A 26,834-nucleotide genomic window follows, 5' to 3' on the forward strand; every position below is an offset into this window, starting at 1 on the left:
CCCCCCAACCCTATATGTGAAGATATTTGAGATTTTTACGGCATTTTGCCAAAAAACTGATTTAACAAACCAATAAACTGGTATTTTTTGGTTAGTAGGGTCGAATTTCGGCTTTGACATTAGTTAAGCATATTTTCTCAAGTCCACCATACAGTAAAGTAACAACACAAACGAAATGTCAGCAAGAGACGTTTCTAAAAACGATTCTAAAAATCATCAAAATCATCATCAGTCGGTATCGGAAATACCTCGAATCGACGTTGATAAAGTTTGGGAAAATAAAATCAAAGATCAATTATATTCCCACGACAGTAACAGTAGTAATTTAGAAAAAAATTCCCCCGCTACTGCTAAATTTCTGGAAAAGTCTAACGTATCTAAAGAAAGTAATGAAAAAAATCAAGTAGTTATAAATACAAATAGTCAAGGGTTTTTACCCATATTGACAAATGCTAATTTCCTTGCTTTATGGGGTGGTCAGGTATTTTGTCAGTTAGCAGATAAAGTATATTTGGTACTGATGATTGCTTTGATTAATACTCAGTTTCAATCTGAGGGAAGCAGCATTAGCGGCTGGGTATCAGCTTTAATGATGACTTTTACAATTCCGGCAGTACTTTTTGGCTCTTTAGCTGGGGTATTTGTAGATCGATGGACAAAAAAAACTGTGCTGGTGTCAACTAACATTTGGCGCGGTATTTTAGTTTTAGGAATTGTACCCTTACTATGGTTGGCTAAAGATTGGCATAGTGTAGGTAATATTCCTGCTGGTTTCCTGATTATTTTGGCAGTAACTTTTTTGGTTTCCACCTTAACCCAGTTTTTTGCACCCGCAGAACAAGCTGTAATTCCTCTGATAGTCAAGCCGCGTAACTTACTTTCTGCTAATTCACTTTACACTACAACGATGATGGCATCGGTAATTGTGGGATTTGCCATTGGAGAACCGCTTTTATCCGCAGCAGACGCTTTATGGCTAAAATTTGTAGGTAGCGGTGGATTAGGGAAAGAAATTTTAGTAGGTGGTTCCTACGCGATTGCAGGATTAATTTTACTATTGCTGAAGACAGATGAGAAACCCCAGTTGAATAAAGATGTTTCCAACGATATTTTTGCTGACTTGAAAGATGGTTTTGTATATTTAGGTAAAAATCATCGTCTCCGCAATGCTTTAATTCAGCTAATCATCTTGTTTTCGGTGTTGGCTGCATTAACAGTATTAGCAGTTCGCATCGCAGAAATTATACCTAACATCTCAGCCGATCAATTTGGCTTTTTACTAGCATCGGGTGGTGTTGGTATCGCATTGGGTGCAATAGTCTTAGGTCAATTTGGGGAAAATTTTTCAACTTCCCAGTTGAGTTTAACTGGATGTGCGGGAATGGTAATTTCACTGACAGGTTTGGCAATATTTACCCAACAATTATGGGTTGTACTGTTTTTAATCGGTTTATTAGGTGTATCTGGTGCCTTAGTCGGTATTCCCTTACAAACTGCCATTCAAACAGAAACTCCAGCCCAAATGCGTGGTAAAGTATTTGGTCTGCAAAATAACTTAGTTAATATTGCTCTGACTTTACCTTTAGCATTAGCGGGTATCGCTGAAACTTTTTTTGGATTGCAGACAGTATTTTTGGCATTAGCTGCTATTGTTTTATGTGGTGGTCTATTAACAAGGTATAAATCTCCTTAATAGCTATTACGATTAAGTGATGATTATTTATGACCTTGGCATGAATATCTATCTTGAATCCATGAATTACCTTGACTATTGCTTTTACTAGCATGGTAAAATTACATCGGTAATTTACATCTGTAATCATATATTCCTTAATATTTGGAATCAAATATACATCAGGTAGATGCTATACATAGGGTCTGAGTTTTTCATATAAAAACGTATAGTAATTAACAGCATAGCAATGGCATAAATAAATTTATGATTTATGAGTTTTAAAAAGGTAAAAATTTGCGTTGTCAGTAATTAGGATTGAGATATTATGATATCCACAAAGCCAGCGAGTGCAACCGTAAATCCGTATCAATCATATTCACAGAAAATCTGACCGAATAAACCCCCTTTCCAGATTACTAATCAAGAATGCGTATAGCTTGGATTGGAAAAAAAACGCCCTTTTGTGGCAATGTTACCTATAGTAGAGAAATTACAAATGGCTTGTTAGAGCAGGGACATGAAGTTAGCTTTCTTCATTTTGCCCAGGAAGTATCCCAAGGCTCAAACGAGTTACATTGTCAGGAGGTACCCCTACCTTTTATCTATAAGTCCCAGGTTTATACTATTCCTACGTTTAAAGCGACTAAGGTTTTAACCGATTCGCTACGACGGATTAAACCAGACATCGTTCATGCGTCTCTGACTTTATCTCCTCTAGATTTTTTGTTACCAGAAATTTGTGAAAAGCTCGATATTCCTCTAATTGCTACTTTCCATACACCGTTTGCTGGTAAAGGAGCAAAATTAGTATCCGGAACACAGCTTTTAGCGTATCAATTGTATGCACCTTTTTTAGGTAATTATGACGGTGTAATCGTATTTTCCCAACTTCAGCGAGAATTGCTAGCACGTATGGGTGTACCGGCTGAAAATATTGCCGTGATTCCCAATGGAGTAGATGTTGATAAATATTCTCCCGGTTTCTCAGCCATCAAAGCTGAATTTAAAGCCGAACGTTTATTTATCTATCAAGGTAGACTAGCTCCAGAGAAGAACGTTGAAGCTTTGCTACGTGCTTGGAGACAGGCTGAGATGGGGCCGCAAAGTAAATTACTAATAGTTGGTGATGGTCCCTTAAGAGCTAGTTTGGAGCCGTTTTATGGCCCCGAATATGGCATTATTTGGCTGGGATTCGTTGCTGATGATCATCGCCGTATCGAAATTTTACGGGGAGCCGATGTATTTATATTACCATCCTTAGTTGAAGGTTTATCTTTATCCCTATTAGAAGCAATGGCTTGCGGTTTGGCTTGTCTGGCAACTGAAGTCGGTGCTGATGGAGAAGTATTACAGAAGGGAGCAGGTGTAACACTTGATACTAATAGAGTGCGATCGCAATTACGCACTTTATTACCGCTGTTCCAGGATCATCCAGAGTTAGCATTGATGTTAGGGAAAAAAGCACGACAGCGAGTACTAGAACGTTATACTCTGGGCAAGAATATAACTCAGTTAGAGAAGCTTTATGAGGAAGTCGTCAAAAGACGAAGTTTACATTTTCGTCCCCAACATAGCAAAAAAGCCGTGTGACGCGCTACATATATAGTTTATATATAGTGCGTTGTTCGCTAAAGGTTGCGGGCGATCGCACTATATTTTTTTGGGGTATCCAATCGTCATTCGTCGGGTTTTTATAAAATGTGTAATAATCTTACAAACATTTATTTAAAAAACCCGACTTCTCAATCCGATTTAGTCGCGTATAAAAAGTAGTTGGTAGGTTGGCTTCACGGCGCACGAAGAATAATGATGCCCAACAGGAAATTAAGAAGAGCGCTTAACCCAACATTTTCTAATAGGCTATTCTTAAATATCTTAATTGTTGTTAATCCTAGTAATATTGGGTTACGACACGACAATTATAAAGCAGATCCTACAAACGAAATTTAATTTCTGTGTCTAAATCAACCTAGAAGCTGTCTGCCAGACAATGAATGATTGTATACCAGACAAGAAATGATTGTATACCGGACAATATCCAAAGGTAAAATTAAATGGTTTCGTTGTGAATTGTTAGTTTGGGGAAAACAGCATCGTAGAAAATTTCCTTGGAGAAATACTTCATATGCTTACGCCATTTTAGCAGCAGAATTCATGTTACAGAAAACTAACGCGCCTTTAGTTGCTCCCCTGTACGAAGAATTTATGGAAAAATATCCCACAGTGGAAGCATTAGCTGAAACACAATTTTTAGAAATCAAAAATATTTTACAGCCTTTAGGACTTTCATTTCGAGCTGAAAGACTGCATAAATCGGCACAATTATTAGTTAAAGAATACCAAGGAAAAATCCCGAATACACAAGCAGAATTACTCAAATTACCTGGAGTTGGTAAATATACAGCCCGTTCCATTTGCGCTAATGCTTACGGACAAAACAAAGCAGTGATTGATACCAATGTTGCACGGATTTTCGAGCGTTTTTTTGGTTTTGAAGGTGGGAGAGTAAAATCTCGCTGTCCCTTACTTTGGCAAGCAGCAGAAGAAATAGCTCCGCCTCGTGATGTCGGAATATGGAATTTGACGCTATTTGATTTTGGAGCGGAGGTATGTACTGCGAAAAATCCGCATTGCGATCGGTGTTTGTTGCGGGAGCGGTGTGGCTATTTGAAACAACAAGTTAAATAGGTTCTGTTTCCTGTTGTAATCTTGCAATTAAAAACGGTACGGCAAAACCTGCTCTAGGGGCTAAACTTCCTTGATGATAGATACAACCAAACAAATCCCATAAGCATTCTTCGCGAATATCTCGATCGTCTGAAGCTAAATTACGGATAGCAAACAGCATATTCTCGTGAATATTTGGTTCGTCTATTTCATTCCAAATAATATTGTCGAAATTTTCTTTCATAGCCTATTGATATTATTTAGGATTGTGAATTTCAATATGGCTTTAAAAAATGAATTTGTCCATAAGATGAAGACTGATTTTGGTGGTTTGCGCGTTCAGCTTTGCTGCTACAATCGCGACAATATGCCCTTTTATATTAAGAGAGTGGTAGTTGTTAGGTTGGCTTCACGGCGCACGAAGAATAATGATGCCCAACAGGAAATTAAGAAGAGCGCTTAACCCAACAAATTCTTTCCGGAGCATTCTTAAATATCTCAATTTATTAGAAAAGAAGAATGTTGGGTTACGACACAATAATTATAAATTCGCGTTACAAACAAAATTTATTTTTCGTGTCTAACCCAACCTACAAGCTCTTAAATCTTTTAATTAAAACTGCTTCTAAATCCCGACATTACTCCACCCTAAACTAGTAGGTTGTTGATAAATCTTCTTTAATGTATTGACATCTCTAGGAGAAATCAGCGGTGGGTTACTAACTTGAGAAAAGTATAGAGCGTCACCTTTGTCTGTACTGTGTCCCCAAATTCCCAAAGCATGACCGAGTTCGTGACGAGCTGCTGCTAAAAGGTATTTACCTGTTTGAGAGGGACTTAATAATATAGTAAAGTCATGGTATAAAATATTGTCTTTATTAAAGATTTTATAGCGAGTTTCCGCAGAACGAGCGCGAGGAATGTTGCTTCCAGGAGTAAATTTCAATGGCGGAGATTTTCGCATAATGGTGATATCTGCCGCTTCTGGGTTTTCAACTATTGTTAAAGGTAAATAATTATTCCACTCTTGTACTGTTTGTGAGACAGTATTAACCCATTCTTGAGACTGCTTGGTGTTATTTCCTGTTGGTGTTTCTAAATAAACTTTAACTGGAAATTGCCACCAAGTTAAATAACCATATTTAGTGGGTTTAATTTCAGTAAAATAATCACCGCTATTTGTATCGTCTTTCCATTGCATCAAACTTGATGGTAAAGCATGGGGTTTTTGTCGTCGGAGAGAAGCAGTTTGAGAAATAGTATTAATAAAAGAGTTTTTTCTGTTAAGAGTTTCCGATTCCCCAACCCCTATTTTTATATCTGCTTGCAGGTCTTGCGGTACTTTTGTCAAGTTAAAATTTGTAAACATACCATGAACCTGCACGTTAGTTAAAATAACGAGCAGTATTGCGATCGCAAATCCCCAAGCTATTTTTACTTGTTTAAACAGACTTTTGGGAGTATTGATTTTTCGGTGTTTACTCATTCCTAATTAGGAAGCCAACCTGCACTTAAAACCACAGTCAAGCCGAGAAAAATTACCGTTAAAGTCCAAGTAACACGATTTAAAGTATTTTCAGCGCTCTTGGTACTGCTAAAAAGTTGTGCTTGTCCACCGATAGCTCCAATTCCATCACCTTTGGGACTGTGCAGTAATACTAAAATGATTAAACCAATAGCAGAAAATGCCCAGATGCCTTGTATTATATTTGAGAGAATCATAGTTAGTTGTTAGTTGTTGGTTTTTAGTTGTTGGTTGTTAGTTGTTGCTAAAACGAATAGCATTTAACAACCAGCAACTAACAAATTTTAACTTAATTCTTCTGGTTAATTTTTGTGCATCACCAAATTCATGGGAGAACGAGTTGATTTGATATCATACTCTGCTGGTTGAAACAGGGATTTTCCAGTCATTTCTGGTGGCTGAGGAAGCTGTAAAATTTCCAAAATACTTGGAGCAATATCGGCTAGCTTACCATCGCTTCTTAAAACAACATTGGTAGCGTGTCCGGGAATTTTGACTCTCTCTCCTTCGACCAAAATCAAAGGAACTGGATTTGTAGTATGAGCCGTCCAGGGATTTCCTCCCTCATCTATCATATATTCGGCATTTCCGTGGTCAGCTGTAATTATAGCCGTACCTCCAACTTTGCAGATTCCTTCTAACAAACGTCCTAAACATTTATCTACCACTTCTAAAGCTTGAACAGTAGCTTCCATGTTACCTGTATGCCCTACCATATCTGGATTAGCATAATTAACTACTATTAAGGAATAAATTTCCTTGTTAATAGCTTTTAAAACTACATCGGTAACAGCTGAGGCTGACATCATCGGTGCTTGATCGTAGGTAGCTACCATGGGAGAACTGATCAGTTCCCTGTCTTCTCCTGCAAAAGGTTCTTCCAAACCTCCATTGAAAAAGTAGGTAACGTGAGCGTATTTTTCAGTTTCAGCAGTCCGAAACTGGTTTAAACCATGGCTCGAAATGACTTCACCGAGAATATTGTCAAGATTCTGGGGTTTAAATGCTACCTCTACTGCTAAATCTTGCTCGTATTGGGTAAAAGTAACAAAAGATAGCGGTTTAATTTGCTGTCTTTCAAACCCGTCAAAATCTGGCTTGACAAAAACTTGAGTTAATTGTCTAGCTCGATCGGGACGAAAATTGAAAAATATTACCCCATCTCCTGCTTCTACCGCTCCTGGAGCAATTCTCACGGGAACAATAAATTCATCTGTTATTCCTTCTGCATAGGAGTTTTGTACTACTTCTAGAGCAGAACAGTTACTGCTTAAATTGTCTTGCGTCATTACTTGGTAAGCGCTTTCGATCCGATTCCAGCGTTTATCTCTATCCATTGCATAGTAGCGTCCGCTGACAGTTACAATGCGTCCAACTCCTATGCGATCTATATAATCTTGAATAAGTCCAATTGATTTTACAGCTTCACTGGGTTTAGTATCGCGTCCGTCAGTGATAGCATGGATACAAATTTGCGAAATTCCTTGAGCCTTAGCTAAATCCAGCAGTCCAAATAGATGGCTTAAATGGGAATGTACACCCCCTTCAGAACAAAGCCCTACTAAATGTAGCTTGCTCTGACGACTTTGCACTTCTTGGCAAATTTTTACCAGCGCTGGGTTTTGATTAATCGAACCATCTTCTACAGCATCGGAAATTCTTACCAATTCTTGCGGTACGACTCGTCCAGCACCTATATTTAAATGTCCTACCTCTGAGTTGCCCATTTGCCCTTCTGGCAAACCCACCGCTTTTCCGGAGGTATTGATCAACGTGTTTGGATAAGCCTTCAATAAGCTATCCATAACGGGTGTTGAAGAGGCGGCAACAGCGTTTCCTTTGGTCTCCTCGCAGTAACCCCATCCATCCAATATTACCAGCACCACGGGAGAAACAGGTGCTTTTATCATAACAAATTTGCCCTTTACTTTTCGTAATATCCGAATAATACCATTGACACTCACAACTGCAAGTGAATTTTTGCTTATTATTGCTTGTTAATTTGTATCTTCAATTATTTTATGGAATGGGTAATGGGTAATCGGTAATGGGTAATTGGTGATGGGTAATGGGTGATGGGTAATCGGTAATCGGTAATCGGTAATCGGTAATGGGGAACTCTTATTTTTTTACACTCAAATCAATTGTCAATATAATTCATAATTTATAATTTACAATTCATAGCCTAATGTGAATTAAAAATGTCCCTTATTCTACAAGGGTTTTGAAGCTCGCTTAAATCTCGATGTTTAATCTATCAACGTGATGATAATGGTTTGAGCGCTTAATTCACATAATACGTAATTCATAGCCTAAGTCAACTATGTACACTTTACCGTCAGATTAGTGTAGGCTTTTCAATTCTGTACCAATTACCAATTACCAATTACCAATTACCAATTCCCAATTACCAATTACCAATTACCAATTACCTATTACCTATTACCAATTACCTATTACCTATTACCCATTACCTTTTAAATTCATTTACGCTTAGCTGCTGATTTTTTCTGCTTCTCAGCTTTTTTAGCAGCTTTTTCTGCCTCAATGACAGCTAATCTTGCTTGTTCTTGTTCTTCAGCAATTTTATCTAAATAATAGTGATAATCTCCTAAATAAACTCGGAATTCACCATCGCGAATTTCAACGATTTTATTAGCTACTTTGGAAATAAAATATCGGTCGTGAGAAACAACAATTACACTACCATCATAATTTTGTAAAGCTTCTTCAAGCATTTCTTTGGCTGGAATATCCAAGTGGTTTGTTGGCTCATCTAAAATAAGTAAATTCGCCTGACGTAATAACATTTTTGCTAATGCTAAACGTGCTTTTTCTCCACCACTCAAAGCAGCTACGTTTTTAAATACTGTATCACCGCTAAATAAAAATTGTCCCAATAAAGTGCGTACTTCTTCGTTTTTCCAGTCGGGAACTTCATCATGGATAGTTTCCATGACCGTTTTATTTAAATCCAAGGCTTCGGCTTGGTTTTGTTCAAAGTAATTAGGGATAACGTTGTGTTCGCCTAATTGAACTTCACCTTCTGAGGGTTTTTCCATGCCCATCATTAAACGCAGTAATGTTGATTTACCCGCGCCATTCGGACCTAAAAAAGCAATCCTATCCCCTCTTTCAATTAATAAATTAGCTGATAAAAATAATATTTTGTCGTCATAAATATGAGTTAAATTTTTAATTTCCACTACTTCGCGTCCGCTGCGGGGTGCTGGGGGAAATTGAAATCTTAATGTTCTAACTCCAGCAATTGGTGCTTCAATTCTTTCGATTTTATCAAGTTGTTTTTCCCGGCTTTTCGCTTGGGTACTACGAGTAGCACTAGCCCGGAATTTCTCTACAAAGGCTTGTTGTTTATCTAATTCTTTTTGTTGACGTTCGTATGCACTTAATTGTGCTGTTTGACTTTCAGCTTTTTGCTGTAAATATAAAGAATAATTACCAAGATAAGTTGTAGAAACACCCCGTTCGGTTTCGACAATTTGATTACAAAGTCGATCGAGAAATTCTCGGTCATGAGAAACTATTACCATTGGAGTATTCAAACCTTTGAGGTAAGTTTCCAACCATTCAATGGTTTCTAAATCTAAATGGTTTGTCGGCTCGTCTAACAGTAATAAATCGGGTTTTTGTAACAAAATTTTACCTAAACCCATCCGCATCTGCCAACCACCGCTAAAAGAACTTACCAGGCGATCGCCATCTTCTTGCTCGAATCCCATTTCTGGTAAAATCTTGCCGATGCGTGCTTCTAAACCGTAACCGTCTAAGGCTTCAAACTGCCTTTGCAATTTATCTAATTTATCAATTAATTTATCAAGTTGATCAAGATCAGCGCTTTCCATATCTCGCTGTACCTGCGCCAAAGCTAATTGTACTGCGTTTGCTTCTTCAAATACCGTCCAAAATTCTTCGCTGACGGTGCGAGTCGGATCTACTTCAAATTCTTGGTTGAGGTGAGCTATATGTAAACTGTTGGGACGGATAATTTCTCCCGATGTCGGTTCCATTTCCCCAATAATGATTTTCAACTGGGTTGACTTCCCCGCACCATTCACACCAACTAAACCAATGCGATCGCCAACTTTTACTTCCCAGTTGACATCCTTGAGAACTTCGCCTGTAGGATAAGTTTTACTAATATGTTCTAGTCGTAGCATCAAGAATCTCCAAGGTAAGGGATAGTTACAGCAAGGGAACGCGCTGCTGTCCTTTGTGTCCAATCTTAACAAAATTTAACTACAAAGTTTGTGTTGGAATTATTCTAGTCCGAAGAAATTTTCGTGATATTTCGTCGATAGTCGATAACAGACGCAGCACTGCTACATCTCTACATTAAATATTGTTTTTATTTGATGAATGTTCCCAGGCTTTCGCTTGATTACTCAAAGATTCAGCCGTACCAGCTTGAACTACTTGAGCAACTTCTGTCGAAGAATGAGCTAAATCTGAAGGCTAGTTATGCAGTTCTTCGATGGAGTAAGTTGCTCTTTGACCGCTTTGAAGGTTAGTTAATTAACTAATATATCAAAACTTAACTCGCTTTTGCCCGATCATTGATTGACTCAGTTGCAGCCGCAAATCGAGCAGCAGCAGCTTGAGCAATAATTGCGACTTCAGATAAAGGCATATTATTAATTTGCCTAATAATTAGATTTAAGTCGGAAACTTCGGGTATTGGCTTGCCTCCCAGACAACACAGTAATTCTTCTAAAGTATAGCCAGCATGAGCAGCGATTTGAGCCAAATTTTCCGTGTCTGGAGTTTTGACTCCTTTCTCCCACATTTGAACGGCTGTTGCGGAAACTCCCAACTGCTTACCAAAAGCACGCTGGCTTAGGGAACCGCGAGCTAATTTTATTATTTCTATCAGTTTCTGTCTGCTTTCTATATTCACGTTTCAAGACTAGCTACTCAATTATATTAATTAAAAACTTTCGTTTTTTCGTTTCCATACTATAAGTTTAATTTTATGGTCAACTACCCGACACTGAGCGGAGTACCGCTACAGTGGGGGCTTGTGTCTGAAGTCCACCGCAATTCTGAGAACCTTTGCAGGATTTCAGCTTTGGTTTCATCCCTCGACACATTAGGGGATGCTGACAAGCTCCCCGTACTAGTCCAGACTTGCCGAACTAGCAGCGTTCTTAATGCAATATTTCGCGCACCAACCAAATCCGCATGAAGTTCATGACCACAACATTCGCAGCGGAATAATAGCCCTTTATTGGGTCTATTAGCATCCGATGTATGTCCACATTTAGGACAACTTTTCGATGTGTAATGAGCCGGAACTTTAGTTGCTAACGAACCATTTAGATTAGCCTTGTAGTCAATATAGCCATGCAATTCGGCAAATGACCATTTAGCTTTGTTTCTATTAGCTCTACGTCTTTTTTTGCTAGCCTTCTTGCCAGATTTGGTTCTAGTTCTATCCCGTATTCCGGTTAGGTTTTCTAGTCCAATTAGGCTCCACGGCTTTGCAATATCCTTACTGATTTGGTGGTTCACATCAACGATAAACCGTCTTTCTCTTCCAGACAAAGCGATTAATCTTTGCTTTGCCGAACGAGTGCCTTTACGCTGAAGAGTTTGTCTAGCTTTATGATAGTGGTTAGCCTTGTGTCTAGGCAACTTCCCTGAGTAGAATTTAGATTTGTTCTTCAAATCTGTTTCCACGGCAAGATAGCGCATACCCACATCAACACCAGAGACCCTGGTTATTTTCAGTGGGTCGAGTTCAGGTGTTTCCACTTCGACACTTACCATTAGATAGTAGGTTTTAGAGGAACGCTGATAGACAATTTTAGCCGCTCCAATACTGGCACCATTAGCAATCAAATCTAGATGCTTATTGTATCCATCGTATGAAACTACTATTCGACCTTGGAGCGTGATAATACTTACTCTCCGCTCGGTCTTAAAAGAGTAGTCACGTTGATAGTTCAAGGTACAAGTTCGAGAAATATATTTAGGAGCTTTATCCAGCCCTTTGTATCGTCTTTTGGTGTAGCCTTTTGCGATGGCATCGTTAGATTGCTTTACCTTAGTCCAGAGGGTTTTGTAAGTGGAAGATACTTGTCGCCGGTACATTACAAGCCATTTGCGCTCCAAGCCCAAATCGAACTCGTAATTCATTGTAGACAGCCTTCTGCAACTTAGCACCGTTACTGGTTTTACCCGCATCAAAAGCGACTTGTGAAGTGTAATTCAAGGCATCACGATAGGCTAAAGCAGTCTGAGACACCAGAGCTTTTTGCTCGGCGTTTAGGTTTAGTTTCAGCTTGGCGGTGATTACTTGAGACATTATCTTCACGAACTGTGATATTATTATATCTCGTGAAGATAAAGATACTTGGGATAGAACAAGGAATTTGTTCGCTCATCGACCACCCCTCCCCGGACGATATAATGATTGTCGGTTTTGGTCAGGGGTGGATCTATAAGCTCACTCGCATTACGAACGACGCTCACCGAAGCGGCTTTAGCGCGGGACTCCTCCTGTTTCAGTTGAAATTAAGAAACTACTTATTTATTGGTTATTTCTGCAAATAATAATATTTCAGGGGCATCATGTTCAACAAGAGAGTTAAAAAAAAATTATATCGTCCAAAAGGCAAAAATTTAATCACATCGAATAAAATTGAACCAGAGTTCTGGAGCGTTTCGTCAAAAGAGGTGAAAGTTGTTCTCAAAGCTGCTGGTTGTAAGGTAAAAGCAATTAAGAAAATTCGTTTACTCAAATATCAGGTTTGTATTTCTTATTGGAACCATGAAGGTGGTGTTTGCAGCGGATTTTTTAGCTATCGGCTTTTCCCAACTTGGCAAAAGGAAGTAGAGTTATTAATTGAAGATTGCTCGGACTTCAAGAGCTGGCAACTATTAAATCACCTCATGAAACGGGAATTTATTTATTTTTACTATCAGACTGAGATGGAAGATGCACTACATAACGCATTGCAAAACCGCTTGTGTGTATTAAAAGCTATGGCACGACAAGCGGTTTCTAATGATTTAGCAATGGCTATTGAGTGGGAATATTTTCATGTTTAATTTTTGTATACAAAACTAACTAAATTTCCTAATCTGTGCTAAGGGGATTAATTAGTAACTGAAGCAGCAAGTTGGGCTAAACGCTCTTGCTGGTCTTGAGATATACAAGCTTGCATGATTGGGTCTAAATCGCCTTCTAAGACTGGGTTGAGTGAATAGTTTTCACCAAGACGGTGGTCAGTAGCGCGGTTGTCTTTATAGTTGTAAGTACGAATTTTCTCAGAACGCGAACCAGTACCAACTTGCGAACGACGCAAATCTGTGACTGCTTCTTGTTGTTCGCGCAATTTTATTTCATACAATTTAGCACGAAGAATCTGTAATGCCCGTTCTTTGTTTTTCAACTGGCTACGTTCTTCGGTACAGAAAATTCTAATACCCGTAGGTTTATGATAAAGGTCTGCGGCAGTCTCAACTTTGTTGACATTTTGTCCGCCAGCACCTCCGGAACGAGCTGTAGACATTTCAATGTCTTTGGGATCGATATGAACTTCTACTTCATTCACTTCTGGCATGACTGCGACAGTAGCAGTAGAAGTATGAACTCGTCCTCCAGCCTCTGTCACTGGTACTCGCTGTACACGATGCACTCCAGCTTCAAATTTGAGCTTACTATAAACGCGATCGCCTTTAATTTCCAGAACCGCTTCTTTAAAGCCGCCCATTTCCGCTAAAGACTCGCTGATCAGCTTGACATTCCAGCCTTGAGTCTCTGCATAGCGAGAATACATACGCACCAAATCACCAGCCCAGATGCTTGCTTCATCACCGCCCGTACCGGCACGAATTTCCAACATGATATTTTTTTCATCATTGGGATCGCGGGGTAAAAGTAGTACCTTTAAACGAGTTTCAAGTTCTTCTATTTTCCGATCGAGTTCTTTAACTTCCAAAGCTGCCATTTCATGCAACTCTGAGTCTCCTTGAGATTCTTTGGCAATTTCACGCGCCCCAATTAATTCTTCTTGGGCAGTTTTCCAAGTTTCATAGGTATTAACTACCTCTTCTAACCCAGAACGCGCTTTTGCTACTTCCTGATATTCATCTGGATTTGAAGCGATATCGGGATCAGCTAAGCGACGAGTTAGTTCATTAAAAGTTTGTTCGACGGATTTTAGTTTCTCCAGCAAATATTGTTCAGCCATGATGGTGCAACGCTCCTTAAAAAAATAGTTATCCAGGCTTATACTAAAAAACCGACTCAGTTAAGCTGAGTCGTTGATTGCAGCATTTGCCTGGTTGCTATTTTTTGTCGTCGTCGCTTTTGTCTTTCTTATTTTGACTGTCATACATACCGTATTTACGCAGGAAGCGTTCTACGCGACCTTCGGTATCAATAATCTTCTGAGTACCTGTATAGAAAGGGTGATTTCCAGACCAAACATCGACGTGTAATTCGGGTTTAGTAGAACCAACGGTCATTACAACCTGACCGTTACAGTAAACTTTGGCTTCTGGATACCACTCTGGATGAATCTCTGGTTTTGCCATTTTCTTCTTCGTGGTGAATCGTGGTGAATGTATAACAATTATGACGTAACTTACTCCAACTTTTCAACATAAACGCAAGCAGTTAACAGTTTCCCATCATAAGCATTGATAACTGTATGAGGTTAGCTTGACACTCTGCCCTTTAAAAAGAGGCAGATTCTTTAAGACTTGCTTAAAAGGGATAGTCAAATATCCCCCTAGACGCTCAAAACAACTATCAAAATTGATGTTGCAATTGCGCTTACTTGTATCAATACTATGCGATCCTACGTCCATCACTTCTGCCAGTTCGGTACGCTCAACATCCTGCCATTACTTGCTCCAGAAGGTCGTTATGCATCTTGCATCCGGTTCTTCGTTGCGGGGATTTCACCGTACTAGGAATGCTTCTTTACGTAGATGGTTGTTCCTACTTGCTACTAATATTTTACCACAGCAGATAAATCTGCTTGAGTCAGTTTTCCACCCTGCTTTAAAAAGACAGGGCTACCAACTTCCCAGATGTTTTACGTGTCACGCTGCGCTAACATTGTTAACTGGTAACTGTTAACTGTTTAACGTTTGGAGTACTGAGGTGCTTTACGAGCTTTATGTAAACCGTATTTTTTACGTTCTTTGGCTCTGGGATCGCGGGTAAGGTAGCCTTCAGTTTTCAAGGGTGAGCGATTATCTGGGTCGAGTTGACACAAAGCCCGAGCAACTCCCAAACGAACTGCATCAGACTGTCCTGTCAAACCACCGCCATTTGCTTTGACTAAAATGTCGTATTCGTTTTCTAATCCCAAGGTTTCTAGAGGCGCTTTAATTCCTCCAAGATAGTTGGGGTTAAATTGGAAATACAAATCACCTTCTTTACCGTTAACGGTTAATTTTCCGTTACCTGGAACAAGACGTACTCTTGCTACTGAGGATTTACGGCGACCAGTACCCCAGTAAACGGCACGACCGCTGTTAGTATCTGTTGCTTGCATTAATTTTGTTCTCCTGGAATTGTGTTAATTTTGAGTTCTTTGGGTTGCTGCGCTGCATGAGGATGAGCAGGTCCGGCATACACTTTTAGCTTTGTAAATAACTGTCGTCCCAAGCTATTTTTAGGCAGCATACCTTTAACAGCTTTTTCGATGATCCGTTCTGGTAAACGTGCTTGTAGATGTTCAAAGGTTTCTGTCTTCATTCCACCAGGACGACCGGAATGGCGACGATAAAGCTTTTGGGAGCTTTTCTTCCCAGTTACTACAATTTTTTCAGCATTGACGACAATTACAAAATCCCCCGCATCCATATAAGGAGTGAAGTGAGGTTTATTTTTGCCGCGTAAAATCATGGCGATTTCAGTGGCTAAACGACCGAGACGTTGGTCGGCGGCATCTACTATATACCAATCACGCTGGACGGTTTCTTGGGTGGGAAGGTATGTTTTGTTCATTACTTTGCAATTTTTTTGATTGTTAATTTTTGTTTTTCATTTATATATACATTCTTAGGCAGTGATTTCACCTAGAATACAATCGGAAATTTTATTTACAGAATTATCTGACAAATTAAATTTGGGCAAGGTATCGTACCAAATTTTAGCAGGGAAAGGAAATTCCCGATAGCCGACGCGCAGTAAACATAATCCTTGGGGAGGTGCAGCATATCTTACTTCGTTGCGGCGCTCTTGTTTCCAGATATTAGTAAAATTTAAAACGCTTCGCTGGCCAGAACCGACTTGAACCAACATTCCTACCAGTAAACGAACCATGCCATACAAAAATCCATCTGCTTGAATTTCAATATGTACTAATGCCCCATCACGATAACATTCTACGGCTTGTACATCTACCCATGAATGCTTACGCTCGGAATTAGCACGGTGAAAGGCTGCTAAGTGATGTTTTCCAATCAACGGTTGGAGTGCTGCTCTAATTAATGATTCATCCAAGGAAGCATGATAATAATGCCAACTGAAGGGTTTGACAAACAAATTGGGTAGCTTTTCATTGTATATCGTATAACGATACCGTCGATACGCTGCACTAAAACGAGCGTGCCAATTGTCGCTAACACCTGCTGAAGCCCTAATTAATATATCTTGAGGTAAGTAACTATTTAAAATAGATGACCACTTTGATGGTGGAATCTTACTGGCGATATTGAAATGAGCTACTTGAGCGGCTGCGTGAACTCCACTATCGGTTCTCCCGGCACCATATAAGGTTACATCATCACCGACTACAGTAGATATTGCTTTTTCAATTTCTTCCTGGATGCTACAGTATTTGGGTTGCTTTTGCCAGCCATGAAAATGAGTGCCTTGATATTGGATTACCAAGGCAATCCTCTGAGTTTTTACTGGCTGGGAGCTTTCTAACATACAATCAAGATTTTGGATGCTTTTTTGCCTAAATTACATCCTTGACTAATTAAACTAATTCGATAATTGCCATTTGGGCGTTATCGCCGCGACGAGGTACTGTATGCAATATACGGGTGTAACCTCCTTTGCGATCGCCATATCTAGTGGGGACTTGTTCAAATAAAGCATGAACCAAATCTTTGTCGTAAAGATAGCCAATGGCTTGACGACGAGCGCTCAAAGAACCATCTTTAGCTAAGGTGATCATTTTATCAACTTCTGATCGTACCACTTTAGCTCTGGTGATAGTGGTAGTTATTCGCCCATGACGAATTAGTTCGGTGGAAAGCGCTCGCAATAAAGCACGGCGCTGATCGGCTGCTTTGCCGAGTTTTTTGAGTTTAGAACAGTGACGCATAGCGCAATTGTGAAGTTATTTGGGATCAATTGAATGAATCTAATTAATTATCTAATTAATTAAAGCTTAGTTAAGCGTGTTTTGAGGCTCTTTCCGTTGGCAGAGTAATTCCCAAGCGTCGCTGTAAAGCTTCTACAACCTCTTCTGCTGACTTCTGACCGAAGTTTTTGATTTCTAAAAGGTCTTCTTGGGTATAATCCAATAAATCCGCCACCGAATTTACTTGCGCCCGCTTCAAGCAGTTGTAAGCTCGCACGGAAAGCTGCAATTCTTCGATGGGTATTTGGGCTGTTGGATCTTGGTCGATTTCTGAAACTGTATCTTCTGGGTTAATTTCGATATTTTTCAGCGGATTAAATAATTCCACTAAAATCCCAGCAGCAGAAGAAAGCGCCTCTTGTGGAGCAATACTACCGTTTGTCCAAACTTCTAAAAGCAGTCTGTCTTTGGGGTAGCCATTTTCTCCACGAGTTTCTTCAACGCTATAATTAACTTTCCGCACCGGCATGAAAATTGAATCTATTTGCAGAAAGTCCAAAGATGTAGCTTCTTCACGACCTCTTTCTACCGTGCGATAGCCTTTACCTCTCTCAATCCGAAATTCCATTTCCAGTCTGCCGCCTTCTGCTAAGGTAGCTATATACTGAGTCTGGTCGATAACTTCTACTTCACTCGGTAAATCAAAGTGGGCTGCGGTGACAGTTGCCGGACCGTTCACTAATAAACGACCAATTTGGGGCTGAGAAGAGTGACTTTTGAGAATAAGTTCTTTCATTCTCATCAAGATTTCTAGCACATCTTCCCGCACACCTTTAACGGTGGCGAATTCATGGGTTACACCGGCAATTCTGACTGCTGTAACTGATGTCCCTTCTAAATTAGATAGTAAAACTCTTCTGAGAGCGTTGCCAACGGTGGTTCCTTGACCCCTCTCTAAAGGTTCCAAAACAAATTTAGAATAGTGGCTCCGACTTTCTTCTGTATTAGATTCTACACATTCAATTTGAAACTGCGCCACGGAGTAACCTCCCTTCTTAATCAGGTCCTATCCCGGCAGGCAATTGTTAATTTTTGCCCGCCCTCAATCAATTTAAATTAAAGTCCGCTTTACTGAGAAAATCATCACAATGCCTGTAAACTAAGGCACTACTCAATATTCCTTACACTTTGCGGAAGCTATGTATCTTTTTTCGAGATGTGAACTTGAACAGCTTTTGATGTCAGCTATTTTATTTCCACGATTACTTCTGCCATTGAGGAGAATCATCGCAAAAGGCAGATGTAATTTAAAATTGCCGCCAATAATTAAGGAGCAATAATTAGAGTCAGGTAAGTTATAAATACAGAAATATTTCCGTGTATGCCCGGAATTATACCTTCTTTAAATTGTATTTAAACTCTACGTCGCTTGGGTGGACGGCAACCATTATGAGGGATCGGAGTAATATCCCTAATTAAGGTTATTTCCAATCCTGCTCCTTGAATTGCCCGAATAGCTGTTTCTCTACCTGCTCCCGGACCACTTACCATTACTTCTATCTGACGCATCCCTTGGTCAATAGCTCGTTTAGCTGCGCTTTCGGCTGCTGTTTGAGCGGCAAAGGGGGTTCCTTTTTTGGCTCCCTTAAAACCACTTGAACCAGCAGAAGCCCAAGAAATCACATCCCCATTAGTATCGGTAATCGTGACGATGCTATTGTTAAAAGTAGACTGTATATAGGCTACTCCACTAGGTACATTACGTTTTTGTTTTCTGCTTCCGCTTTTTTTTCCTGTTTGTCGTGCCATATCGTTATAGTTGAGTTAAGGTAGAAAGTTGAATATCCAACCGGCATTGAAAAATAACTAATTAGTTTATTTACCCGGTGCCTTTTTCTTCCCAGCTACCGTCTGTCTTCTTCCACGACGGGTTCTAGCATTGGTACGAGTCCTCTGACCTCTGACTGGTAAGCCCATACGGTGGCGACGACCCCGGTAACTGCCAATATCAACCAAGCGCTTGATATTCATCGCTTCCCAGCGTCTTAAGTCACCTTCTATTTGATAGTTTTTCTCTACCTCTGCTCGCAAGGCTGTGACATCACTATCACTCAAGTCTTTGACTCTAGTGTCAGGATTAACACCTGTTGCAGCTAATATTTTGTGCGAACTTGTTAAGCCAATTCCAAAAATGTAAGTTAGACCTATTTCAATACGCTTATCGCGTGGCAAGTCTATTCCGGCAATCCGTGCCATTATAGAAGTCTCCTAATATTATGTTTTTTTCATCTATACGCGCTTGCAAGGTTCGGATGTCTATGTAACTTAATACATCCGAATGGTGAATCATCACGTCAAAACCTTTTCTCTAAGATTTGCCTGTCTCGACGCTCAAATTGGCAGCGGTTTTACCCTTGACGTTGCTTGTGCTTGGGATTTGAACAAATAACCATTACCCGACCACGCCGTTTGATGACGCTACATTTCTCGCACATTTTTTTCACCGACGCTCTTACTTTCATTGCCTTTTCAATCAACTCCAAATAGTAAATTATAACACGATTTCGCAAACTTTTCAGTTAATTTTGATGTAAAACAAAAACTTTGAGATTGTAGTATAATATTCCACATAAGATAAACTTACTTTTTACGCAATCGATAAGTAATTCTACCTTTTGTTAGGTCATAAGGTGTAAGTTCAACTTTGACGCGATCCCCAGGTAGAATCTTGATATAGTTCCGGCGAATTTTACCAGATATATGGGCTAAAACGTTAAAGCCATTATCTAGGTCTACACGGAACATGGCATTAGGCAGGGATTCTGTTACCGTGCCTTCCATTTCAATTAAATCTTGTTTGGACAATTTGTTTTTCCTTCAACTCAACAGTATTTTTTTGATTGCAGCTAGTAATGAGAGCAAATTTTTTAGATTTTTAGAATATATATCAACAATTTATTAATATATCTTATTTAAAGTTTTATTGCTTATTACCGAACTATGACTGAGAACGGGTGGTAAGCGCCAGTTTAGAAGTAAAATGAATCAAGATATTCAGATTACTTCTAAAAAAAATTGCTTTTTTTAACAACTGACAATTAAATCTTTGAGGTTGGAAGTAACGGATTGAGGAGATTTATTGCCATCGATAACGATTAACTGTTTGCGATCGCGATAATAATCGATCAAAGGTGTAGTCTCGGAACGGTAAACTTCTAAACGATGACGAATAATCTCTTCGGAGTCATCTTTTCGTCCGCGTTCGAGCAAACGACCGACAACTACATCATCTGGTACATCTAGATTGATTACCATCACGCCGTCTAAATTGATTTTTTGCAACAAATTATCTAAAAAAGCGGCTTGAGAAACTGTACGAGGGAAACCGTCAAGAATCCACCCGGAAGTAGTATCGGCTCTTTGTAAGCGTTCCTCTACCATATCTTGGACTAATAAGTCAGGAACTAACTGACCGCTATCTACATAGCTTTTAGCTTTGACACCTAAAGGCGTTTGTTCTTTAATAGCTTCGCGGAGGATATCACCAGTAGAAATATGGGGAACTCCCCAGTGGTCAGCTAAAATTTTAGCTTGAGTTCCCTTACCGGCTCCGGGTGGTCCTAAAAAAATGATTCGGGTCACTATTGTTTCACCATCCCTTCATAACGCTGAGAAATCACGTAAGTTTGGATTTGTTTAGCCGTATCAATAGCAACACCTACCAAAATTAACAAAGAGGTAGCACCCAAACCTCGGAAAGTCGGTACTCCCAATGCTCTTTCCACCACGGTAGGAATAATCGCAACCAATCCCAAAAAACCAGCACCCAAAAAGGTAAGTCGGTTCAAAACTCTTTCTAGATATTCGCTGGTTGCTTTACCAGGGCGAATTCCCGGAATTGAGGAACCCATTTTCTTTAAATTTTGAGCGATGTCAACTGGGTTAACAATCAAGGAAGAATAGAAGTAGCTAAAGAAAATAATTGAAAACAGGTATATGAGTGCATAAGCCCACCAACCGGAACCACCAGGATTCAGATAAGTGTTTGTAAACTCAGCTATTTGCTGATTTTGAGTAAATTGACCAATTAAAAGAGGTAAACTCAAAATTGCAGTGGCAAAAATAATTGGCATTACTCCACCCTGATTGAGTCGCAGGGGTAAGAAGCTGCGTTGTTCTGCGAGAACTCTTCTACCGACTTGTCGTCTAGCCGAAATAATCGGAATCCGACGCATCCCTTCTTGAACAAAAACGATACCAACAATTGTTGCCAAGAAAAGCAGTAATAATACAACGACTTGACCGACTGCTTGACGACCTCCAACTTGAGCGAAACTGATAGTACTGCCCAAAGTTGTAGGTAGAGAAGATACAATATTGAGGAAAATAAGTAAGGATGCTCCATTACCAATTCCTCTTTCTGTAATCACTTCCGATGCCCACATCACGAACATCGAACCAGCGACAAGAGCTAAAGCAGTTTCAAATACGAAAACCAGACCGAAATCAATTGCAAAGCCTTTAAGCCAAACTGCCGAAATAAATATACTTTGAACAATTCCCCAACCCAAAGCGACATATCGGGTAATTTGAGAAATCTTGCGTCTTCCAGCTTCGCCTTCGTCTTTCTGTAATTTTTCTAAAGCTGGGATAGCAGCCGTAAGTAGTTGTATGATAATCGAGGCATTAATAAACGGTAAAATACCAAGAGTAAAAACTCCTAATGCCGAGAATCCACCACCAGAGAAAATATCCAAAATTCCTGCTAAACCATTACCTCCTTGCATAGCAGCACTAAAACGCACTCGATCTATCCCTGGAATAGGTATATAAATACCCAAACGAATCAAAAGTAAAATACCGATGGTGACAAACAGCCGACCTCTCAAACCTGCTGCTTGCGCCATCTGCATAAAAGTTTCTTGAGCAGTTGGAGCTCTATCTCGACTTATCATAATGACGATTTACCGATGAATGTTAACCAGGCAGCACGGGGCTGTATTCATTGCATTTTTTAGTGCGCTATTTTGACTGAATGGCTCACTTACTTATACAACTTCACAGCTACCACCAGCTGCCTCAATTTTGCTACGAGCCGTATCCGTAAAAGCTGCGGCTTGTACTTTTAGAGCAACGTTTAATTCTCCATCTCCGAGAATTTTTAATGGTCCTTGTACGGCAGTGAGAATACCATTCTCTCGTAACAAAGTCACATTAACTTCTGTATTTGCTGGGAGTGAAGACAATTTCTCTACATTAATCGTAGTGTATTTTTTCCGATTAACGACGGGAAAACCTTTAAGTTTAGGTATCCGACGATAAAGGGGCTGCTGACCACCTTCAAAACCTGGTCTGGTTCCACTTCCGGAACGAGATTTTTGACCACGCATACCAAAACCGCAGCTAGCACCTTGTCCAGCTGAAATCCCGCGTCCGACACGTCGGCGACGTTTCTTAGAACCCTCTTGAGGGCGAACATCCTGTAGTCTCATTTTGGTTACTTATATTTTTTTTACACGATTGCTCGCAATTTACACTCTACTGGGCGTAAAGTTTTTCAATACTGACATCTCTACTTTCGGCAACTTCATTGAAGTTTCGCAACACTGAAAGAGCGTTCATTGCGGCTCTGGCGTTATTGAGAGGGTTGTTAGAGCCGAGTTGTTTTGCTAAAACGTTACGAACTCCTGCTAATTCCAGTACGGTACGCACTGCACCACCAGCAATTACACCAGTACCAGGTGATGCTGGTCGCATAATAACTTTAGCACCGCCACCAACACCATTAGTTGGATGAGGAATAGAGTTGGATTTGGTAATTGGAATTTCTACCAAATGTTTTTTGCCATCAGCTACACCTTTTTTGACGGCTCCAATCACATCACTGGCTTTACCTACTCCCACCCCAACTTGACCGCGTTCGTTACCGACGACTACAATTGCCCGGAAGCTGAGTTTTTTACCTCCTTTGACAACCTTGCTTACTCGTCGGATTTGAATTACGCGCTCTTGCCAGTTAGTTTCTTCTTTTTTAGCTCGGCTCGTTTTACGACGATTATTTGCCATGTTTTGAATGTTCTCTTGATTTTACTTGTCAATTGGCTTTAGAAACTTAAACCAGCTTCTCGCGCCGCATCAGCTAATGCTTTGATACGTCCATGATAAAGGTTGCCTCCACGGTCAAATACGACTTGAGTAATGCCTTTTTCTAACGCTCGTACAGCTAATGTCTTGCCAACTTCAGTGGAAGCCGCTTGATTAGAACCGGAAGTCAATTTAGATTTTAATTCCGGCTCTAAACTTGATGCTGTAGCCAAAGTTTGGTGTGATGTATCATCTATCACTTGAGCATAAATATGCTCGTTGGAGCGATACACTGCCAAGCGAGGACGCTCGGAAGAGCCAAATACTTTGCCTCTGATGCGTCGATGACGACGCTGTTTTGATTGTTGACGGGTAGTTTTCATAATTTACTTTTTACCACCTTTACCAGCTTTACCAGCTTTACGTCTGACAATTTCGTTATCATAACGAATGCCTTTACCTTTGTAAGGTTCTGGTGGACGAACCGCACGAATTTTAGCGGCTGTATTTCCAACCACTTCTTTGTCGTAACCGCTAACAACTATCGCAACGCCTTTTTCTTCAATCGCAAATTGAACTCCTTCTGGTGGAGCAATTTCCACGGGATGACTATATCCAACGTTGAGAACTAAATCACGACCTTTGACTTGCGCTCGATAACCAACACCTTGAAGTTTCAATTGACGCTGAAATCCTTTAGAAACACCTTCAACCATGTTGGAAACCAAAGTACGACTTAAGCCGTGCATTTGTCGGCACACTCTCGAATCGTCTTGGCGGGATACAGTTAAAGTATCTCCTTCTTGGGAAACGCTAACTTGAGTTGGAAGTTCCCGTGAAAGTTCGCCTTTTGGACCTTTTACAGATACTTTGCCACCGTTAATTGTGACTTGTACCTTTGCAGGTATTGTTATTGGTTGTTTACCAATTCTAGACATGGTTTTTTGTCCTTAAATGTCCCAATTTTAGATTTTGAATTTTGGATTTTGGATTGAGGAAATTATCACCACTACTAACTTAAAGACGAGTTCTATCTCACAAATTTCTTAGTAGGAATTTAGAAAAATCTAAAATCTAAAATCTAAAATCCAAAATTTCTGAACTACCAAACGTAGCAAAGTACTTCGCCGCCTAAATTTTTCTGACGTGCCTCTCGGTCGGTCATGATGCCGGAGGATGTAGATATTATGGCAATACCAATACCGCCTAATACTCTTGGTAAGTCTTTTTTATTGGAATATACTCGCAAACCCGGTCTGCTAATTCGTTTGAGAGCAGTGATTACTGGTTGGCGATTTTTACCTTTATATTTCAAAGAGATTACCAAATGAGTCTCAATTCCTTCTCCGGCTGTTTCAAAATCATTGATAAAGCCTTCTTCCCGCAACACTTTAGCTATATTTTGGCTCATTTTGGCTGCTGGCACTTGTGTTGTTTGATGCCGAGCCAAATTAGCGTTGCGGATGCGCGTCAGCATATCTGCAATTGTGTCGTTTGCCGCCATCGTTTCCTCTATTTAGATGAACTTATTGCTCCCGAAAGGGCATTCCCATTTCTTTTAGTAAAGCGCGACCTTCTTGATCATTTCTAGCTGTAGTAATGATCGAGATGTCCATACCGCGAATTTGGTCAACTTGGTCGTATTCAACCTCTGGAAAAATTAATTGTTCTCTAACTCCTAGAGTATAATTTCCCCGACCATCAAAGCTTTTGGCACTGACTCCGCGAAAGTCACGAATTCTCGGTAATGACAGGTTAATCAAACGGTCGAGAAAGTTGTACATCTTATCGCTTCTAAGAGTTACCATTACCCCTACAGGCATACCTTCTCGAATTTTGAATCCTGCGATCGCCTTTTTTGCTCGCGTGACTACTGGTTTTTGACCAGTAATCAATGCTATCTCATTTAGAGATGCTTCTAATGCTTTGGCATTTTGAGAAGCTTCCCCCAATCCTCTGTTAACACTTACTTTTAGAACCTTCGGTACCTGATGGATATTTGAATATTCAAATTGTTTCATCAGATTGGGGACAATTGTCTCCAGATATCTACTTTTTAATCCTACTGCCATTTTTTCTCCTAATCCCTGGGCTTGGTCAGGGAAATACAAGTTATGAGTTATGAGTTATGAGTTATGAGTTATGAAGCTCCTAATTCTTAACTATTTATCAATGAGTTATAAGGATTTAAAATGATTAAATTCCTAACTCCTCACTCTTAACTCCTAACTATTTATCAATTATTTCCCCAGTTTTCTTTAACATTCTGACTTTTTTACCTTCTTGGGTAAAGGTATAACAGACGCGAGAAGCTACGTTTTCCTTGGTGGAATAAAGCATAACGTTAGAACTATGAATGGGAAATTCCTGGGTAACAATTTTTCCCGATTCACCTTCTTGTTGAGGCTTGACGTGCTTGGTTTTAATATTTACACCTTTAACAATAACTTTACTCTTTTTAGTCATTGTTTCCACAATTTCACCGACTTTGCCTTTGTCTTTTCCAGAAATTACCTGAACGGTATCTCCAGTTTTGACGTGCATTTTGTGAAATTTAGGCTTCACGTTTTTCTTAATTGACATTACAGTACCTCCGGTGCCAGAGAAACTATTTTAGTGAAATTTTTATCGCGTAATTCCCGTGCTACGGGACCAAATACCCGTGTTCCTCTGGGATTTCCGTCTTTGTTAATGATGACTGCGGCGTTATCATCAAAACGAATGGTCATGCCGGTTTCGCGATTTACGCCTTTTTTAGTACGGACTATTACAGCTTCTACCACATCAGACTTTTTCACAGCCATATTTGGTTGGGCATCTTTGACGACAGCGATAATGCGATCGCCAATGCTGCCATAGCTTCGATTCCCGGCACCCAGAACACGGATGCACATCAATTTACGCGCACCGCTGTTATCAGCAACATTTAGGTAAGACTGGGCTTGTATCACAATTTATCTCCATTGTAAAGTTGTTAAGGATGTAACAACCGCTTGTTATCAGTTATTCCTGCTATTGAGGATTTCTTTAACTTGCCAGCGCTTAGTTTTGCTTAAGGGTCTGGTTTCCTGAATCCGGACGCGATCGCCTTCTTTACAGTTATTTTCTTCGTCGTGAACTTTGTAGCGTTTGGTTGTAACTACAATTTTGCCGTATTTTTGATGACTATCACGGCTTTCCACGGCGACTACGACGGTTTTTTGCATTTTATCGCTGACTACTAAGCCAACTCTTTCTTTAATAGCCATTAGTTGTTAATTGTTAGTTGATGGTTGTTAGTTGATGGTTGTTGGTTGTTGGTTGTTGGTTGTTAGTTGATGGTTTTTGGTTGATGGTTGTTAGTTGTTTATCGACTAACCACTATCCACTATCCATTAACTATTGTTAGCCCGTTGACGTTCTGCTTCTACTGTTAGCAATTGAGCTAAACGGTGACGAGCGTGTTTAAATTTTGCGGGCTTCTCTAACTGTTTAGTTGCTTGTTGTAAGCGCAGATCGAATAACTGCTTTTTAGTGGCAACAATTTCTTGCACTAATTGCTCGTCGCTCAAATCTCTAGCTTCTGAAATTTTAGGAAAAGGCATAA

35 protein-coding genes are annotated in these 26,834 nt (G+C 39.9%); 4 read left to right on the plus strand and 31 right to left on the minus strand.

Annotation, left to right across the window (positions count from 1 at the left end; genetic code table 11):
- Window positions 1-175: 175 nt before the first annotated feature.
- The 3 genes from IQ247_RS07270 to IQ247_RS07280 all read left to right on the plus strand — a co-directional run bounded on the left by IQ247_RS07270 (window position 176) and on the right by IQ247_RS07280 (window position 4,363).
- Complete coding sequence (locus IQ247_RS07270) at window positions 176-1,693, plus strand: MFS transporter (RefSeq protein WP_193918522.1); 1,518 nt, start codon at window positions 176-178, stop codon at window positions 1,691-1,693.
- A gap of 408 nt (window positions 1,694-2,101) precedes the next feature.
- Complete coding sequence (locus IQ247_RS07275; protein WP_193918524.1) at window positions 2,102-3,265, plus strand: glycosyltransferase family 4 protein; 1,164 nt, start codon at window positions 2,102-2,104, stop codon at window positions 3,263-3,265.
- Window positions 3,266-3,691: 426 nt separating this feature from the next.
- A complete protein-coding gene (locus IQ247_RS07280; RefSeq protein ID WP_193918526.1) occupies window positions 3,692-4,363 on the plus strand; it encodes an HhH-GPD family protein in 672 nt (223 codons plus the stop codon).
- On the opposite strand, the gene IQ247_RS07285 is transcribed toward IQ247_RS07280, so the two are convergent.
- From IQ247_RS07285 to IQ247_RS32380, 8 genes are all read right to left on the minus strand, one after another.
- A complete protein-coding gene (locus IQ247_RS07285) occupies window positions 4,356-4,586 on the minus strand; it encodes a hypothetical protein (protein WP_193918528.1) in 231 nt (76 codons plus the stop codon). The genes IQ247_RS07280 and IQ247_RS07285 overlap by 8 nt on opposite strands.
- Before the next feature lie 381 nt (window positions 4,587-4,967).
- Entirely contained in the window at window positions 4,968-5,828 is an 861-nt protein-coding gene (locus IQ247_RS07290; protein ID WP_193918530.1) for a peptidase, read from the minus strand.
- A gap of 2 nt (window positions 5,829-5,830) precedes the next feature.
- Window positions 5,831-6,064 carry a preprotein translocase subunit SecG gene (gene secG, locus IQ247_RS07295; RefSeq protein ID WP_193918532.1) on the minus strand — a complete coding sequence of 78 codons (234 nt, stop codon included), beginning with the start codon at window positions 6,062-6,064 and terminating at the stop codon, window positions 5,831-5,833.
- Window positions 6,065-6,169: 105 nt separating this feature from the next.
- Window positions 6,170-7,777: a 2,3-bisphosphoglycerate-independent phosphoglycerate mutase gene (gene gpmI, locus IQ247_RS07300; RefSeq protein WP_193918533.1), complete on the minus strand. Its 1,608-nt coding sequence runs from the start codon at window positions 7,775-7,777 to the stop codon at window positions 6,170-6,172.
- Window positions 7,778-8,350: 573 nt separating this feature from the next.
- The gene (locus tag IQ247_RS07305) at window positions 8,351-10,045 is read right to left on the minus strand and encodes an ABC-F family ATP-binding cassette domain-containing protein (RefSeq protein ID WP_193918534.1); all 1,695 of its coding nucleotides are present in this window, start codon (window positions 10,043-10,045) and stop codon (window positions 8,351-8,353) included.
- 374 nt (window positions 10,046-10,419) lie between these two features.
- Window positions 10,420-10,782, minus strand: a complete 363-nt coding sequence (locus tag IQ247_RS07310) for a helix-turn-helix domain-containing protein (RefSeq protein WP_193918535.1) — start codon at window positions 10,780-10,782, stop codon at window positions 10,420-10,422.
- Window positions 10,783-10,865: 83 nt separating this feature from the next.
- A complete protein-coding gene (locus IQ247_RS07315) occupies window positions 10,866-12,023 on the minus strand; it encodes an RNA-guided endonuclease InsQ/TnpB family protein (protein WP_322745454.1) in 1,158 nt (385 codons plus the stop codon).
- The gene (locus IQ247_RS32380) at window positions 11,932-12,132 is read right to left on the minus strand and encodes a hypothetical protein (protein WP_228059544.1); all 201 of its coding nucleotides are present in this window, start codon (window positions 12,130-12,132) and stop codon (window positions 11,932-11,934) included. The genes IQ247_RS07315 and IQ247_RS32380 overlap by 92 nt, the downstream gene beginning before the upstream one ends.
- Before the next feature lie 326 nt (window positions 12,133-12,458).
- Between IQ247_RS32380 and IQ247_RS07320 the strand changes: the two genes are divergently transcribed.
- Complete coding sequence (locus IQ247_RS07320; RefSeq protein ID WP_193918536.1) at window positions 12,459-12,938, plus strand: hypothetical protein; 480 nt, start codon at window positions 12,459-12,461, stop codon at window positions 12,936-12,938.
- A gap of 47 nt (window positions 12,939-12,985) precedes the next feature.
- On the opposite strand, the gene prfA is transcribed toward IQ247_RS07320, so the two are convergent.
- The 23 genes from prfA to rpmC form a co-directional block, all read right to left on the minus strand.
- Window positions 12,986-14,083, minus strand: coding sequence for a peptide chain release factor 1 (prfA, locus tag IQ247_RS07325; RefSeq protein ID WP_193918537.1), 1,098 nt, complete (start codon window positions 14,081-14,083; stop codon window positions 12,986-12,988).
- A 97-nt stretch (window positions 14,084-14,180) separates the two neighbouring features.
- Window positions 14,181-14,429, minus strand: coding sequence for a 50S ribosomal protein L31 (rpmE, locus tag IQ247_RS07330; protein WP_193918538.1), 249 nt, complete (start codon window positions 14,427-14,429; stop codon window positions 14,181-14,183).
- A 554-nt stretch (window positions 14,430-14,983) separates the two neighbouring features.
- On the minus strand, window positions 14,984-15,400 hold the full coding sequence (rpsI, locus tag IQ247_RS07340) for a 30S ribosomal protein S9 (protein WP_193918542.1): 417 nt from the start codon (window positions 15,398-15,400) through the stop codon (window positions 14,984-14,986).
- Entirely contained in the window at window positions 15,400-15,855 is a 456-nt protein-coding gene (gene rplM, locus IQ247_RS07345) for a 50S ribosomal protein L13 (RefSeq protein ID WP_193918545.1), read from the minus strand. The genes rpsI and rplM overlap by 1 nt, the downstream gene beginning before the upstream one ends.
- A 54-nt stretch (window positions 15,856-15,909) precedes the next feature.
- Entirely contained in the window at window positions 15,910-16,785 is an 876-nt protein-coding gene (truA, locus tag IQ247_RS07350) for a tRNA pseudouridine(38-40) synthase TruA (protein ID WP_193918547.1), read from the minus strand.
- A gap of 49 nt (window positions 16,786-16,834) precedes the next feature.
- Window positions 16,835-17,185, minus strand: a complete 351-nt coding sequence (gene rplQ / locus IQ247_RS07355) for a 50S ribosomal protein L17 (RefSeq protein ID WP_193918549.1) — start codon at window positions 17,183-17,185, stop codon at window positions 16,835-16,837.
- Between the two features lie 70 nt (window positions 17,186-17,255).
- Window positions 17,256-18,203 carry a DNA-directed RNA polymerase subunit alpha gene (locus tag IQ247_RS07360; RefSeq protein WP_193918551.1) on the minus strand — a complete coding sequence of 316 codons (948 nt, stop codon included), beginning with the start codon at window positions 18,201-18,203 and terminating at the stop codon, window positions 17,256-17,258.
- A 374-nt stretch (window positions 18,204-18,577) separates the two neighbouring features.
- A complete protein-coding gene (rpsK, locus tag IQ247_RS07365; RefSeq protein ID WP_193918553.1) occupies window positions 18,578-18,973 on the minus strand; it encodes a 30S ribosomal protein S11 in 396 nt (131 codons plus the stop codon).
- Between the two features lie 66 nt (window positions 18,974-19,039).
- Entirely contained in the window at window positions 19,040-19,420 is a 381-nt protein-coding gene (gene rpsM / locus IQ247_RS07370; RefSeq protein ID WP_193918555.1) for a 30S ribosomal protein S13, read from the minus strand.
- Between the two features lie 152 nt (window positions 19,421-19,572).
- Entirely contained in the window at window positions 19,573-19,686 is a 114-nt protein-coding gene (gene rpmJ / locus IQ247_RS07375; protein WP_193918609.1) for a 50S ribosomal protein L36, read from the minus strand.
- A 118-nt stretch (window positions 19,687-19,804) separates the two neighbouring features.
- Entirely contained in the window at window positions 19,805-20,029 is a 225-nt protein-coding gene (gene infA, locus IQ247_RS07380; protein WP_006276978.1) for a translation initiation factor IF-1, read from the minus strand.
- Between the two features lie 219 nt (window positions 20,030-20,248).
- The gene (locus IQ247_RS07385) at window positions 20,249-20,806 is read right to left on the minus strand and encodes an adenylate kinase (RefSeq protein ID WP_193918557.1); all 558 of its coding nucleotides are present in this window, start codon (window positions 20,804-20,806) and stop codon (window positions 20,249-20,251) included.
- Complete coding sequence (secY, locus tag IQ247_RS07390) at window positions 20,806-22,122, minus strand: preprotein translocase subunit SecY (RefSeq protein WP_322745456.1); 1,317 nt, start codon at window positions 22,120-22,122, stop codon at window positions 20,806-20,808. Before secY ends, IQ247_RS07385 begins: the two co-directional genes overlap by 1 nt.
- Window positions 22,123-22,212: 90 nt before the next feature.
- The gene (gene rplO / locus IQ247_RS07395; protein WP_193918561.1) at window positions 22,213-22,656 is read right to left on the minus strand and encodes a 50S ribosomal protein L15; all 444 of its coding nucleotides are present in this window, start codon (window positions 22,654-22,656) and stop codon (window positions 22,213-22,215) included.
- A gap of 46 nt (window positions 22,657-22,702) precedes the next feature.
- Complete coding sequence (gene rpsE / locus IQ247_RS07400; protein ID WP_193918563.1) at window positions 22,703-23,230, minus strand: 30S ribosomal protein S5; 528 nt, start codon at window positions 23,228-23,230, stop codon at window positions 22,703-22,705.
- A gap of 38 nt (window positions 23,231-23,268) precedes the next feature.
- Window positions 23,269-23,631, minus strand: a complete 363-nt coding sequence (gene rplR, locus IQ247_RS07405; RefSeq protein WP_193918565.1) for a 50S ribosomal protein L18 — start codon at window positions 23,629-23,631, stop codon at window positions 23,269-23,271.
- 3 nt (window positions 23,632-23,634) lie between these two features.
- Window positions 23,635-24,186, minus strand: a complete 552-nt coding sequence (gene rplF / locus IQ247_RS07410) for a 50S ribosomal protein L6 (RefSeq protein WP_193918567.1) — start codon at window positions 24,184-24,186, stop codon at window positions 23,635-23,637.
- 164 nt (window positions 24,187-24,350) lie between these two features.
- Window positions 24,351-24,752 (minus strand): 30S ribosomal protein S8, encoded by a 402-nt coding sequence (gene rpsH, locus IQ247_RS07415; protein WP_193918569.1) that lies wholly within the window; start codon window positions 24,750-24,752, stop codon window positions 24,351-24,353.
- A 22-nt stretch (window positions 24,753-24,774) separates the two neighbouring features.
- Complete coding sequence (gene rplE, locus IQ247_RS07420; RefSeq protein ID WP_193918571.1) at window positions 24,775-25,320, minus strand: 50S ribosomal protein L5; 546 nt, start codon at window positions 25,318-25,320, stop codon at window positions 24,775-24,777.
- A gap of 157 nt (window positions 25,321-25,477) precedes the next feature.
- Window positions 25,478-25,831: a 50S ribosomal protein L24 gene (rplX, locus tag IQ247_RS07425; RefSeq protein WP_193918573.1), complete on the minus strand. Its 354-nt coding sequence runs from the start codon at window positions 25,829-25,831 to the stop codon at window positions 25,478-25,480.
- A complete protein-coding gene (gene rplN, locus IQ247_RS07430) occupies window positions 25,831-26,199 on the minus strand; it encodes a 50S ribosomal protein L14 (protein ID WP_193918575.1) in 369 nt (122 codons plus the stop codon). Before rplN ends, rplX begins: the two co-directional genes overlap by 1 nt.
- A 48-nt stretch (window positions 26,200-26,247) precedes the next feature.
- A complete protein-coding gene (rpsQ, locus tag IQ247_RS07435; protein WP_193918577.1) occupies window positions 26,248-26,496 on the minus strand; it encodes a 30S ribosomal protein S17 in 249 nt (82 codons plus the stop codon).
- A 126-nt stretch (window positions 26,497-26,622) separates the two neighbouring features.
- On the minus strand, window positions 26,623-26,832 hold the full coding sequence (gene rpmC / locus IQ247_RS07440; protein ID WP_193918579.1) for a 50S ribosomal protein L29: 210 nt from the start codon (window positions 26,830-26,832) through the stop codon (window positions 26,623-26,625).
- Window positions 26,833-26,834: the final 2 nt, after the last annotated feature.

It is taken from the genome of Plectonema cf. radiosum LEGE 06105 (genome assembly GCF_015207665.1).
GTDB classification, from domain to species: domain Bacteria; phylum Cyanobacteriota; class Cyanobacteriia; order Cyanobacteriales; family Nostocaceae; genus Rivularia; species Rivularia radiosa_A.